We start from the raw sequence: 14350 nt of genomic DNA, 5'->3' as shown, positions 1-14350 counted from the left end.
CCACTTAGTGAAATACGATATAAACCCGCTGAATAAACCAAAATGAAGCCATAATTCCCATGATATATAGCGGGAGTTGTCGAAAGATACTTTTTTGAAAAAATGCGATTTTCGAACAAATTTTCAGTATCGTTAGCAATAGGCTGAGGAAGATAAGCTGTCCGATTTCAACGCCAACATTAAAACATGCCAGTGCTAAAGGAATGCTGGTTTGTTGTAGTCCCGCAGCTTTAAGTGCGCTTGCAAAACCCAGACCGTGTAACAGCCCAAATGAAAATGAAATGAGCCAAGGGAATCGTCGACTTAATGTTGGTTGATCTTTATTGTTAGGTCGCGTTAACTCATAACATAAAAATAAAATACTCAGCGCAATACCAGCTTCGACTGGCGGCTCGGGTATATGAATTAGATTAAGTGCAGATAAACTTAACGTAATACTATGTGCTAATGTAAAACAGGTGATAGCTTTTAAGAAGGTTCGAAAATCACGGGTAAAGAGCAGCAGACCAGCAACAAACATAAGGTGGTCGATACCCGTTAAAATATGTGTTATGCCTAATGTCACAAATAATTTTATGGTAGACCAAGTGCTGACTTTTCCCGCTAATAATAAATGACTATGTCCTTTATAAAGAACTAAAGTATTTATTTTTCCATGTTGGTTAGTGATTTGAGTTAACAGCTGAATATTGTTTAACCCTTGGAATCTAATCATTGGGGCAGTGATTGTGGTTGGAAATATCAATAAATAACGGTGCAGATCCATACCAAAACCATCAAGACTATCTTGAGAGCTTAATAGTTTAATTTTCCCACCACCAGAAAGTATAGGAGTGATTATTGTATGTTCTCCTGCAACCACTGGTAGTTTAAGGGTTAATTCATAGTGATGATTATTTATTTGGTTTATTAATCCAACAGCAGGTTGATAAGGATGCGCCACTACTTGCGGGCTCCATACCAAACTTAGTGTCATATATAAAACTGCGCAGAGGGCAGTGTAAACATTATGCTTATACATTTTTAAGTAAGGTCTTTGTTGTGACAACGATGCCGGCATTAGCGGGAAGTTGAATGCGGTATTTTTTTATTACATCGGCTATTTTTGTATGAATAACAGCATTAGTGTAGTCAGCCGTTAATAATGATTTCGCATCGTTAAAGTTTAGAATCCCTGCTTTTTTATATTGAATTAATTTAACGGTAATCGGGCCAAAGGGTGTATTGATTGGAGTTGACCATGTTCTAGGTGTAATAGTATTTAAGGTTGTGATTATTGATGAACCTAGTTTGGATAATAGATCTTGTTTCGTTATATGACTCAAACATTGTTGAGATGTTGGTGTTTGTTTTGAATGTGCTTGCTCTTGTGGTGAGAGAAAGTGATAGCAAAGTGAATACATATCAGGATAGCGGTAGTTTTGACGGTGTGCTAAATAATAGCGATGTAATAATGTGGTATTAGCGGCATTGATTTTAGCGATTTGAGTTGTATAAGAAATAAAGCGTTGCATTAACATTGCGTTAAGATTTGGATCGCCTTTTTCTAAACCAAGTTTAAGCGCTTGTTGAGATAAGATCTGCTGTAGAATCGCTTGGTTTATATCACTATTTAACATTTTGTGGGAAGGAGGGCTGCCAAAGTAGGTTATGTCGTCTCGTTTTTGTTGGCTGATTTGAGAAGGGGTGATCACGACTTCATTGGTAGAAGCAGTATTTGAGTAATAATACGAATAACAAATAAATAGGATCCCGCCTGCTATTAGGAAATGAGAGAATGGATCTTTAATAAATTTTTTAAGCCAATATAAAGTAGTGTTTAACATGTTATTGAGTCTTTTTATATTAAATGCCGCATAAGCATACATGTAATATCTGTATGACTATTGAATACGATTATCTTTTATTATTAACGGCATCATTTTGTTTTTATTTTGATAGGGAGCAAATTTTTTAATAATGTATCCCTATATAAAAACCGAAGAGTCAGCGGTGATTTTAATCAGTATTTAGCTATCGGTTTAATGATGAAATGCAATTATATTTATCATTAAATCTCGAAATGTAAATTCTTACTTATAGTACGTAAAAGCGATAGTCGTTTATTTTTTTTGTGATATATATGTAAAGAAAGAATAAAGTTCAGTTATGAATTCCAATAAAATTTTATCAAAATAATAAAGGAAGTATCATGAAAGACTATTTTAATACTGCATATCCATCGATTGATCTCCTCAGAAAAAAAGCTAAATCGCGGTTGCCAAAGTTTGCGTTTGAATACGTAGATGGTGGTTGTAACAATGAGATAGGTTTAAGACGAAACACAAATGATATTCGTAAGCTTGAACTTATTCCTTATTATTTAAGAGATTATAAAGATGTCTCATTAAAAACAACTTTGTTTGGTGAAACTTATGATGCGCCATTTGGTGTCAGTCCAATTGGTCTTCAAGGATTAATTTGGCCGCAAGCACCAGAGATTTTAGCTAAAGCGGCTTTTGATCATAATGTACCGTTTGTGTTAAGTACTGTTTCTACCGCATCCATTGAAACGATAGCTGAAATTACTGAAGGAAAAATGTGGTTTCAACTTTATCATCCCGTTGATGATGCGATCACTGATGATTTACTTGCCCGTTGTAAGGCGGCAGGGGTGAAAACCTTAGTCTTATTATCTGATGTTCCAACTTTTGCTTACCGTCCTAAAGAAATAAAAAATGGATTGGCTATGCCGCCAAAAATGACAGCAGAAAATATGCTGCAAATAATGCTTTCTCCTGAGTGGGCGCTTGAGACATTAATTAAAGGTAAACCAGAATTTAAATCATTAACTAAATATATGTCTGGTTCGATGAATATGCACCACTTAGCGTTGTTTATGGATAAAACATTTAATGGGCGTTTAAGTGAAGAAAAAGTACGTAAGTTACGTGATAAGTGGGACGGTAACTTAGTGCTAAAAGGATTATCAACAGTTGAAGATGCAAAAAAAGCGATTGAAATAGGTCTTGATGGGATCATTGTTTCAAACCATGGCGGACGTCAACTGGATGCGGGTCCATCAACTATCAATAAAGGCATGGAAATTCTTGATGCTTGTAAAGGCCAAACAACCATTATGATGGATAGTGGTATTAGAGAAGGTTCTGATATTGCTTGTACATTAGCTGCGGGGATGGATTTTACTTTTATGGGCCGTAGTTTTATGTACAGTGTGGGGGCTCTTGGACAAAATGGGGGTTATCACGCAATGAATATGTTGAAAAAACAACTGCAACAGGTGATGGAGCAAGTGTGCTGTGAAAAGCCACAAGACTTATCTAACCATTTAGCTAAAATAAAAAACCTTTGGTAATTAGTTGGTTATATTATAAATAGGCATGATAAAGGTGTACTGAGTACATCTTTTTATTTGTTAACGAAGGATGTTTGTTTTTACTAGATCAACTAATTCATCACCATAGCCATTAAATAGTGCTTTTAATGTGTAGAGGGTAAAACCTTTCTCTTGGGCTAATTTTATTTTTGGCGGTAAGCTTAATTCGTTTTTATCTGTGATAACTTCAAGCAGTGCAGGGCCATCATGGTTTAATAATTCATCGATAGCATCGCTGAGCTTATGCGGATCTGATACGTTGATCCCTTTAATATTACACGCATTGGCAATCGCGGCAAAACTTGGATTATGCAGATTAGTTGCATTAGAAACAAAGCCCGCCGCTTTCATTTCCATATCAACAAAACCTAATGAGCTGTTATTAATAATGACTATTTTAATAGGAAGATTGTAAGGTACTAGGGTAAGAAGATCGCCCATTAGCATTGAAAATCCGCCATCACCACACAGTGCAATAACTTGGCGAGTTGTATCTACGGCTTGGATACCAATAGATTGTGCTAATGCATTTGCCATTGATCCATGATTAAATGAACCAATTAAACGGCGTTGATTGGTCATTTTGAAATAACGAGCAGCCCATAATGTTGGTGTTCCAACATCACAAGTGAATACTGCATTTGATTGTGCTTTCGCACTGAGCATTTTTGCCAGAGTTTGAGGATGAATCAGTGTACTTTTCGGTTTTATCTCGGCTAAATTATCCAAATCTTTACGTGTTGTTTGGTAGTGTTGAACACATTTATCGAGAAAATGGTGATCTGTTTTTTCATCCACTAATGGTAGCAGTGCTAATAATGTTGAATTTATATCGCTAATTAATGCGAGATCAACTTGAGTATGGCGGCCGATAGCATCTGGATTATTATCTATCTGAATAATTTTTACTGCGTGAGGGTAGAACGGCTTAAATGGAAAACTGGTACCAAGTAAAATTACCGTGTCAGCATTTTCCATCGCATGATAGCCAGAAGCGAAACCGATTAATCCCGTCATTCCGACATCATAAGGATTATCATATTCAATATGTTCTTTACCTCTAAGGGCATGAACAATAGGGGCCTTCAGTTTTTTAGCCAATGTTATTACTTGATCGTGTGAGCCTTTACAACCAGCACCACAAAATAAAACTATTTTTGATGATTGGTTAATGATTTCTTGGCACAATGTTAATTCAGATAATACAGGGGTAATTTGTTGCAATGCAGGACGTTGCCATTTAATTGGTGTGTTTTTGGGCATATCAAGCAATGCAATATCACCTGGAATAACAATGACGCTTACGCCTTTTTTTAAAACCGCTTGTCTCATTGCTGCTTCTAAAAGAAAAGGCATTTGTGATGGGTGCGTTAATTTTTCACAAAAAACACTGCATTCTTTAAATAAGTGAAGAGGATCTGTTTCTTGAAAATAGCGACTGCCGGCTTCTGATGATGGGATATCTGACGCAATAGCGAGTACGGGAACTTTGTTTCGGTGGCAATTATACAACCCGTTAATTAAATGCATGTTACCTGGACCACAAGATCCAGCACAAACCGCGAGTTCTCCCGTCAGCTCTGCTTCTGCTCCTGCGGCAAATGCAGCGACTTCTTCATGTCTTGTTCCGATCCATTCTATTGTACCATCGGCACGTAAGCTATCACTTATTCCATTTAACGAATCTCCCGTTACTCCCCAAATACGTTTTATTCCCGCAACGCTGAGTAATTTTATTATATATTGAGCAATATTCATGATATTCCTTTCATATTTTTATTTAATGTTCTCCTATATTAATTACATAGTTTAAAAGTAAATACCAGAAAGGAATGCCAAGTAGTTGAGTTATATTTTTCATCGTTACGATTAATATAGTTATATTATAAATTTACTGTATTTAAGAATAAGTTAATGATCAACGTTTGATAAAAGAATGAATTTATAAAAAATAGCGGGTCTAAAACTTATTAAGTAATACTTAAAAAGAATATTTGTACACTGTATTATATTAACGTATTCTTTTTAGTGTTATTATGCTGTCCGTTTATTAATCTTATAGTAATCATTTATTTTACTATTTCAGAATAAGTAGTCATGAAAAAAATACTCTTTTTAACCACACTTTTAGGTTTCAGTACTGCTTCATATGCGGATTTACATTTTGAGTTTAAAAATGTAAATAATCTTAATCACAACGATAGAAGTAGCACTAATGATAGCCGCGTTTATGTTTGTACGTTACAACCATTTCGAGATATTTTTGCCGACGTTGGTGTAACGCGGGATATGGCTCGTTATAAAGTGCAACATCGTTGTGAAAAGTCTCAAGGTGAGGGCAGTCTTTTCTGTAAAGCAACAGCGGCGAAGTGTGTTGAATCTTCTCTCGTTTTGGGAATAGATACAGACCGACGTCATGGTGTTTCAATTTATAGTCAAAATAATCAAAAGGGTGAGTCTGTAATGATCACGCATAATGTTTCTAATTTAAGTGATTATAATTTTGATAATCGAATGTCATCTTTCGCTATTCCTAGTGGGTGGACGGTTAGATTTTACGAGGGTGTAAATTATAGTGGTGGCTTTTATACCCGTAATAGTGGCGATGAAAATGCAACTGGATTCGATAATCAGGTGAGTTCTATTAAGATATTAAGTACCTTTTAACCACTGAGCATCAGGGTATTGCTAAAATAATTGGCACTACCGATGGGTAGTGCCAACCTTATTAAAGTGATTTAGTTTATTGAAATACTTTTAATAATTTGTTGTGCAATATATTTATGCATCGCAGTCGTCGGGTGAGTAACCCCCCAGAATACATATTTATCAGAGCCATGTTGCGCACAATCATTAGTTAGACTATGACTAAGAAGATAATCTTTTGATGAACTTCGATTAATATCCATGCAAGCATCTTTAGCATTCACAAAACCATATTTTTGAGGTTCAAAGGTAACGTTTTCAAATATTTGGTATGCATCTACAAACGTAATGTTAATGCCTTTTGCTTTATAATACGTAGCTTGTTCTTTTATAAAGAGATTGAATTGTTTAATTTGTTGGCTGACTAGTGCGACTTTATCAGCTGTTGAATATTTAAATTGTGGTGCTTTGCTTGCATCGGGTAGTGTCATTAATAAAATATGTTTAGCGCCTGCATCGGTTAAACGAATAAGGGCTGTGCTGTAATCACTTTTGACTTCAGTAACATTACGATCGTAATTCATGAAATCATTAAGGCCAAACTCTAGCGTAAATAGTGTATTTTCAATCTGGTAATTTTTGGCTGATTTCATATAAGTAATAAAAGAAGAAATTTGGTCATAAATTCCAGTGAGAATACCATATTCGTTTACACCAGCAGCGCCACCAACAGCCCAGTTATATAAAGGGAGTTGTTTGGCGTTAGCAAGATATTCTGTCCAGACAAAGCCATTACTGAAATGACCAAGGAACCAACTATTCCTATTTGGAAATAGCCATTGTGAACCATTGAAAGTATTACCCGTATCAGAAAGGCTATCACCAAAAGCAACAATTTTATTAATAGTATGTGTTTGGTGAGCTTTATCATTCGTCCAAATAGTATGGCTATAAGATGCTTTTATATCTGAAGCATAAAAAGTAATATCTGCATTTTTATTATTTGTATCAATAGACGTTGTGCAGCGTTGTGCGATGTCTTTATTTGATACATCAGTGTAAAACATATTTTTAAATGAAATGGATGACCACCAATAGCCTGGCAATTCGTAATAACTATTATCGCTATTTTTAGCCCATACCCAATCAGTAGCAGGTTCATCATTACTTATACTGGTACGATACCAACATTTCACATAGGTATAAGTATTGTTAGTATTGGGAATGGCATTTTGTTGTAATGGATGATTTTCAATCTGTTGCACGTTATCAGAAGCTGTTGCAGCAAAAGGGAATAATAACGTTAATAGCAAATATGCTTTGTTCATGACAGTCCTTTCTATTAATAATTGGTATTAATTACAGTTGCAAATAATACGCACAGGAAATGCAAATAATTGCATTGTCTGGTTACATTAATAGAGCTTGTTATAGGATGCATGTTTTATATTCTATAATGGGATATTCTTCTAGAAAATGGATTAATTTGTATTTTTTCATTCCAATATTCAGTCATATATTATCTGTATTTGATATTATATTTCTTATTTGTATGCTTTTTATGAATGAAATAATAACAAAGAATGATGGTGAATGATGGTGAATGATGCTTTATCATGGCGACGATCATCCTTAAAGATACAATAAATATGTTATTAGAAAGTAATAATATTATTAATAGAAATTAGGTTAAGAGGGCGAATAACGAGGCAGATCTGACGGTTCTGTTTTATGTTATAATATCGCTAGTGTTTCTAATTAGATAAATGAACTATGCTCGGCTATTACCTTCATACACAAAATGCGCAGCAGGCATTAGATGCCATTAAGAAAGGACTTTCTAGTGTTCGAATCTCTGCAGATTTAAACCTTAGCGAACAGGATTTTGCAGTCACTGAGCAAGGTTTAATTCTTGACGAAGAAAATAAACTTTCTATTGCTGATCTTAAGAAGATAGTTAAAAAGACACAACGAATTTATGTTTGTAGCGATGGCGATATGGAGCCATTAGAAGATCGGAGTGTTGGTTATTATAAATTAGCCCCAACGGAGGGAGCGCCGCTACTTGAAATTAGTGGTGTTAAAATGCACATATCGAAAGGAACAGATCCTTTCAAGAGTGCATCAGAGATGGCAAAACAGGCAGTACGCAGTGGTGATAATGTATTAGATTGCTGTAGTGGTTTAGGCTACGCTGCGATTGCGGCACATCGGTTAGGTGCTAAAAAAGTATTGACCATTGAGCTAAGTGAATCAGTAATGAGTCTGCGTGCTCAGAATCCGTGGTCGCGTGATTTGAATAACGATGGGATTGAACAACGTCAGGGAAGTAGCTTTGAGTTGATTGAGACAATGCCTTCGATCTCTTTTGATGCTGTAATTCACGATCCACCACGTTTTTCTCTTGCTGGTGAACTGTACAGTGAAGAGTTCTATAGTGAGATCTACCGTGTATTACGTCAAGATGGACGTCTTTTCCACTATACGGGTAATCCACATATTATGAAAAAAGGCAGTGGTTTTGTTGATGGCGTTATTCGTCGATTAAAAGCAGCTGGCTTTAAAAATATACAGAAAGTGGATCATTTGATGGGTGTTAGTGCTCAGAAATAAATTATCAAATAAAGGAGTCGATGAAATTATTAATATTATTATAATAACATCGACTCCTTTTTTTAATTAATATTTATATTTGTTGTTTTGCTATTTCGTATAGAATGATTACGTGCATCAATTGAAGCACCTAATTTATCAGTTTGAATTTTGATAGATCTTCTATATTGCTCTTGTAATATATTATTTGTTTTTTCATCTCGAGAATCATTACGTAATTGACGCTCAAAAGCAGCATCTTCACGAATTTCATTACGTTCACGTGATGTTAAACGGCCTTTACCTGCATATTTTGTATCTTTAGCGCGTTTAAATGAATGACCTTGAGTTGTATCTAGTCGAACGGTTAATCGACCTGATTGATAATTTCGAACAAAAACTGGTGCTCCTTCTGAAATAGGGGCTTTATCTATTTGATAAACTTCAATTAGCTCACCAGTTTTTTGTGATTGTACTGTATAACGATAAGCATCAACTAATGTTGGTGTTGAAATGTTATCTGCAAGTAAAGTAAGCCCACCAATAAGTGCAGTCCCAAGACCAATCGCCATACCATCACGACTTCCACTTAAAACAGCTCCACCTAATCCACCAGCAATAAGACCTGAACCAGCTAATTGTGCTGTCTGATTTTTTAATTGTTCAGGTTTGACTTTTACTGGGTCATATGTGAGTACCACCCCGCGGATCATACTAAGCATATGATCATTCATATCTACGACATTAGAATCTAAACTATCTCGTTGTGCTTGTTGAGTTGATTGACACCCTGAAATGGATATAGCAACAAGGACACTTAAAGCAATAACTGTCTTTTTCATCAGAAGTCCGGGAAATAAAAGGAGTGATATCATTATGCCGATATAGCATACTGATGCAAGTGTTTTATTGCTAATGGTATAATTATGATATAATTAGAGCTGAAAATTAAATTCTATAAAATCATAATTTTGTTTTAATTTAGATGCTTTTTTATGTTTTTAATCTGATAAATTAAGATAAGGAAAATATTATAGATATGGATAAAAGTAATCTGTATTTTTAATTAAAACCAATATGATAAATAGGTAAAATGTAATTAATTAATGATTTAAATTATGAGTAATAACCGTATGACATCATCGATACAATTTATTGCGACAGACATGGACGGAACATTACTTAATGATGTAAATGAGCTGCCAGATGATTTCTTGAATGTATTTAATGCGCTTGATGATCAAAAGATCATGTTTGCAGCAGCATCTGGGCGACAATATTTTACATTATTAAAAATGTTTGAGTCTATTAAAGATAAGATCCTTTTTATTGCTGAGAATGGCACTTTAGTGATGTATCAAGGTAAAGAGCTTTATAGTGCGACAATTCCAAAAATTGAAACTGATGCCATTATTAATACCGTCCGTAATATTGAAAATACGCACATTGTTTTATGTGGAAAAAAATCAGCTTATACAGAGACTAAAGATAAGCAGGTTCAACAAGAAATAATGAAATATTGCCATCATATTATGTTTGTTGATGATTTATTAGATATCGATGATGAGGTTATTAAAATATCAGTATTAAACTTTAATGGTACTGAAGAATACGTTTATCCTTTGGTTGCCCCTTTGTTCTCAGCATCACACCAAGTGGTCGTGAGTGGTAAAACATGGCTAGATTTTATGGATAAGCAGGCATCAAAAGGGCAGGCGATTAAGGCTATGCGTGCTAAATTCGGATTTACATTTGAAAATAGTATGAGTTTTGGTGATTTTTTTAATGACATAGAAATGCTTAACGAAACTTATTTTAGCTATGCAATGGGTAATGCACACCCTGAGATTAAAAAATTAGCCCGTTTTATTGCACCAACTAATAATGAACAGGGTGTAATAACCGTCATTAAACAACAGGTGTTACAGTGTAACTAATCTGGGGGCTTAGTCGGTTTTTCTGTGTAGAGACAGTATTAATGGGAGTTAAAAGACTATTGACAAACAATGGTAATGAATTACATTCTTATTTGAGTTGTTAATATGTTGTATGACCAAGGAGCATTCAATGAATACAGATGAACTATTTCCGTTATATGTCATTATTTCTGTTGTTGTTTTTTTATTCTTCATGTTCTTTTTATTTATACAGTTATACCTAAAAGCAAAAAAAGGAAATGTTGGCGGTTGCTGTAGCACTGAAGTGAAGTCGACACCAAAGAAAAAAAAGATAGATAATCATCTTTCATAGATCAATGACTGTTGGTTTCTATAACGAAAGCATCATTATGCAAGGTAGTGGTGCTTTTTATAACTGACTGGTATTTTAGTAAAAAAAAGCATCATTAACAGGTAGAATATAAGACATTAATTATAAAAATGTCGGAGTAATACTGTTTATGGCATCTTCAATCAAATTTATAGCAACAGACATGGATGGCACGTTACTGAGTGATGAGAAACGTCTTCCTGCAGATTTTTACGATATATTTAATCAACTAGATGCTAAAAATATTCTTTTTGCCGCAGCATCGGGTCGTCAGTATCAGAGCTTAGTCAATACGTTTGAGCCAATTAAAGACAAGATGTTATTTATTGCCGAAAACGGTACGTTAGTGATGCACCACGGCAAAGAGCTTTATAGTTCAACTATTCCAACATCAGAAATTCATACCATTATTAATAGTATTAAAACTATCGACAATACCTTCATTGTTCTCTGCGGTAAAAATTCTGCTTATACTGAAACAACAGATGCTCAGGCATTAGAAGAAATTAAAAAATATTACCATAACCTTGAATTTGTTGATGATTTACTGATGGTGGATGATGAATTTATTAAGATTGCGGTACTTAATTTTAATGGCACAGAGCAACAGGTATATCCAATTATAGCGCCGCTGTACTCTCAGACCCATCAAGTTGTGATTAGTGCACAAGTGTGGCTTGATGTAATGCATAAAACAGCCTCTAAAGGTGCCGCAATTAAAGAATTACAACGTATTTTCGATTTTACATTTGAAGAAAGTATGAGTTTTGGTGATTTCTTAAATGATGTTGAAATGCTAAAAGAAACTTATTTTAGCTATGCTATGGATAATGCACATCCTGAAATTAAGCAACTGGCCCGTTTTCATGCGCCAAGTAATAACGAGCAAGGTGTTATGACGATTATTAAAGAACAAGTATTGAAATAGTTTTTAGAAATAGGGTATTGATTTTATTTAGCTATTAACAAATTATTCAAACTGTTTTGATGATGATGTTTGTATATATGATGAAGTCATACAGTACGTTGTATTTGCATACTTAAGTAAAGGATGAGGCATGTCGCCCCAAAGAATATTTGCCAGTGTTGCTCTTGTTATAGCCTTAGGCTCGTTAGAAAAAAGTATTGTTACTACACCGCTATCTATTATTGGCCAAGACTTAAACGCAGGACAGGCATTAACTTGGGTTGTAACCGCCTATTTATTAGCTGCCACTGCTGTTCTTCCTGTCTATGGTAAGTTGAGTGATATTTTCGGGCGTGTAAAAATGCTCAATGTAAGTATTGTCTTATTTATGTTAGGTTCAATAGCATGCGGATTATCAGATACGTTAGGTCAATTAATTATCAGTCGAGTTCTGCAAGGGCTTGGTGGTGGTGGCTTAATTGCATTAGCCTTTACCGTGATAGCTGACAGCATTCCTGCTCGTATTGTAGGTAAATACCAAGGTTATATTTCCATTGTCTATGCTGTATCTAGTATTGCAGGGCCGTTATTAGGGGGCTTTTTTGCAGAGCATCTTAATTGGCGTTGGATTTTTTGGGTTAATTTACCTTTAGGAATATTAGCGTTATGGATGGTGAATAATAATCTTGCCCATTTAAGTAAAGGACGAAAATCTCCATTTGATTGGAAAGGGGCAGCATTGCTTATTAGTGTAACGACATTAGTATTATTGCTCTTATCGCCAGAGTCACAATTGCCTATCGGCTGGGTATCCGGTGCGTTATTGTTATCACTTATTTTACTTTATATTGTTGAAAAATTAGCAAAATATCCAATTCTTCCTGCTCGTTTGGTACGGTTGCCCGGTTATTTAGTTAGCGTAATTTTGATTTTATGTTCACAGTTACTGATGTTTGCCATATTGGTGTATTTCCCTTTACAACTGCAATGGCAAAAAGGGCTAACAGCATCAGAGAGTGGACTATTTATGATGATATTTATGTTTAGCATTACAACTGGTGCATTCATCGGTGGAAAACTCATTGCGCGCTGGGGGAATTATAAGATTTTTGTGATGCTTGGATTTTTAATGGCGTCATTGGCCTTATGGCAATTACATTTTGATTTTGAAGTGAAATTAGCGCTTATTTTGGCTGGCCTTGGACTTGGCTTTACCTTGCCAGCTTTAAGTGTGGTTGTGCAAAACGTGTTACCACCGCGAGATCGGGGTATTGGTATGTCATTGTTTAATTTTGGGCGTGAGTTGGGTGGTGCTATTGGGGTCGCTGTTTGTTCTGCGATTTTCCATTTTCAATTGCCTGACAATGTGTTGGCAAGCAGTAGCAATGGGTTAGCTGGTGTAGATAGTCAATTGTTAGCATCAGGGTTTAATTCAACCTATCTTATGATGGCAACTGTTGCGGTAGTGGCTTTTATTTTGGCTGTATTGGCATTGAAGAAACGTCCATTATCTGATGAAGTTGAGTTGGACTCTGAGTAACAATAGCGTGAAATAATATGACTGAAAGATTAAAGGTAATAGCGAAATAAAACGAGTCAATCACAGTATTATTATTTAGAGACGAATGTTTCTGATTGAAAGTGATACAAATCTAATTATTGGGATTATTGAGTATCTCCTACAATTTGAACGGAGTAATGTCTTTACTTAGGATACTAATATTCAGAGGTGATTATGAGTTTGTTTTATGTAGATAAAAATGCGCAAGATAACGGCGATCATGAAATTCATACAGCAACATGTAGCCATAGCCCTGGTTTGAAAAATTGTGATGCGCTTGGTTATCATACCGCCTGTAGTACTGCATTAGAGGCGGCTAAAAAGATATATCCTCAATCAAATGGTTGCTATTACTGCTCATATTCCAGCTATACATCTGAAAGTAAGTAAAATATTACTAGCGACATGATCATATCGATGATGTCGCTATTTTTTTGTCTGCCGTTTATTGCCCACATCGAATGAATATTTCAGCATGAGAGCGTTAAATTAATTGCTGATATTCACACGTTATAATCATAATCTAGTGTAGTATTCACGTTATAAATAGCGTTGGCGTTAAAGGGTTCAAATGGAAATCGACTATAAAGTTAATCATTCGATTACAGCAAATCAATACATTGAATTAATGAATAAAACCGCATTTACTGAATCTCGACAAGTTAATGATGAAACAGTTGTGCAAGGTATACTAAACAATAGCAATCTAATCGTAACAGCATGGGTTAATGAACAGCTTGTAGGTTTGGCTCGTTCAATGACTGATTTCTATGATTGTTGTTATCTATCTGATCTTGTGGTCGATGAAAGTGTTCAATCAATGGGAATTGGTAAATATCTTATTTTAGTAACAGCAGAATCTGTGGCAGAGAACTGTAAAATTATTTCATTATCTGCGCCCAAGGCTGCAGAGTATTATTCTAAAATTGGGTTTAAGGAACAGAATAGTTCGTGGGTATTAACGGATATTAGCGAGTTAGTCTTACCTTAATATAACGGT

General features: G+C 35.1%; 14 protein-coding genes. 9 read left to right on the top strand and 5 right to left on the bottom strand.

Features of this window, described 5'->3' with window-relative positions:
- Positions 1-4 precede the first annotated feature (4 nt).
- On the bottom strand, positions 5-976 hold the full coding sequence (locus tag OC457_RS07295) for a HupE/UreJ family protein (RefSeq protein ID WP_235867008.1): 972 nt from the start codon (positions 974-976) through the stop codon (positions 5-7).
- A gap of 37 nt (positions 977-1013) precedes the next feature.
- Complete coding sequence (locus OC457_RS07290) at positions 1014-1826, bottom strand: peptidyl-prolyl cis-trans isomerase (protein WP_080176471.1); 813 nt, start codon at positions 1824-1826, stop codon at positions 1014-1016.
- 365 nt (positions 1827-2191) lie between these two features.
- On the opposite strand from OC457_RS07290, the gene OC457_RS07285 reads away from it, so the two are divergent.
- Positions 2192-3355 carry an alpha-hydroxy acid oxidase gene (locus tag OC457_RS07285; RefSeq protein ID WP_080176470.1) on the top strand — a complete coding sequence of 388 codons (1164 nt, stop codon included), beginning with the start codon at positions 2192-2194 and terminating at the stop codon, positions 3353-3355.
- A 60-nt stretch (positions 3356-3415) separates the two neighbouring features.
- On the opposite strand, the gene poxB is transcribed toward OC457_RS07285, so the two are convergent.
- Complete coding sequence (gene poxB, locus OC457_RS07280) at positions 3416-5134, bottom strand: ubiquinone-dependent pyruvate dehydrogenase (RefSeq protein WP_080176469.1); 1719 nt, start codon at positions 5132-5134, stop codon at positions 3416-3418.
- A 339-nt stretch (positions 5135-5473) separates the two neighbouring features.
- Between poxB and OC457_RS07275 the strand changes: the two genes are divergently transcribed.
- Positions 5474-6043 (top strand): beta/gamma crystallin-related protein, encoded by a 570-nt coding sequence (locus OC457_RS07275; protein WP_080176468.1) that lies wholly within the window; start codon positions 5474-5476, stop codon positions 6041-6043.
- Positions 6044-6114: 71 nt separating this feature from the next.
- Here the strand turns inward: OC457_RS07275 and OC457_RS07270 are convergent, their stop codons facing one another.
- Positions 6115-7350, bottom strand: a complete 1236-nt coding sequence (locus tag OC457_RS07270) for an SGNH/GDSL hydrolase family protein (RefSeq protein WP_080176467.1) — start codon at positions 7348-7350, stop codon at positions 6115-6117.
- A gap of 445 nt (positions 7351-7795) precedes the next feature.
- Here OC457_RS07270 and OC457_RS07265 point away from each other — a divergent pair, with 445 nt between their 5' ends.
- A complete protein-coding gene (locus tag OC457_RS07265; RefSeq protein WP_080176466.1) occupies positions 7796-8635 on the top strand; it encodes a class I SAM-dependent methyltransferase in 840 nt (279 codons plus the stop codon).
- 62 nt (positions 8636-8697) lie between these two features.
- Here OC457_RS07265 and OC457_RS07260 read toward each other — a convergent pair whose 3' ends face one another.
- Positions 8698-9456 (bottom strand): acetate kinase, encoded by a 759-nt coding sequence (locus OC457_RS07260; RefSeq protein ID WP_080176465.1) that lies wholly within the window; start codon positions 9454-9456, stop codon positions 8698-8700.
- Between the two features lie 276 nt (positions 9457-9732).
- Here OC457_RS07260 and OC457_RS07255 point away from each other — a divergent pair, with 276 nt between their 5' ends.
- From OC457_RS07255 to OC457_RS07230, 6 genes are all read left to right on the top strand, one after another.
- A complete protein-coding gene (locus OC457_RS07255) occupies positions 9733-10551 on the top strand; it encodes a Cof-type HAD-IIB family hydrolase (RefSeq protein WP_235867007.1) in 819 nt (272 codons plus the stop codon).
- A 130-nt stretch (positions 10552-10681) separates the two neighbouring features.
- Positions 10682-10864, top strand: coding sequence for a hypothetical protein (locus OC457_RS07250; RefSeq protein WP_080176464.1), 183 nt, complete (start codon positions 10682-10684; stop codon positions 10862-10864).
- A 148-nt stretch (positions 10865-11012) separates the two neighbouring features.
- Positions 11013-11810, top strand: coding sequence for a Cof-type HAD-IIB family hydrolase (locus tag OC457_RS07245; RefSeq protein WP_080176463.1), 798 nt, complete (start codon positions 11013-11015; stop codon positions 11808-11810).
- A 130-nt stretch (positions 11811-11940) separates the two neighbouring features.
- Positions 11941-13329 (top strand): MDR family MFS transporter, encoded by a 1389-nt coding sequence (locus OC457_RS07240; protein WP_080176462.1) that lies wholly within the window; start codon positions 11941-11943, stop codon positions 13327-13329.
- 195 nt (positions 13330-13524) lie between these two features.
- Positions 13525-13740, top strand: a complete 216-nt coding sequence (locus OC457_RS07235) for a hypothetical protein (protein WP_080176461.1) — start codon at positions 13525-13527, stop codon at positions 13738-13740.
- Positions 13741-13921: 181 nt separating this feature from the next.
- On the top strand, positions 13922-14341 hold the full coding sequence (locus OC457_RS07230) for a GNAT family N-acetyltransferase (protein ID WP_080176460.1): 420 nt from the start codon (positions 13922-13924) through the stop codon (positions 14339-14341).
- The last annotated feature ends 9 nt before the right edge of the window (positions 14342-14350 follow it).

The organism is Photobacterium toruni, from assembly GCF_024529955.1.
In the GTDB taxonomy this organism is placed as follows: Bacteria; Pseudomonadota; Gammaproteobacteria; order Enterobacterales; family Vibrionaceae; genus Photobacterium; species Photobacterium toruni.
This window is presented reverse-complemented; position numbering and strand designations above follow the sequence as displayed.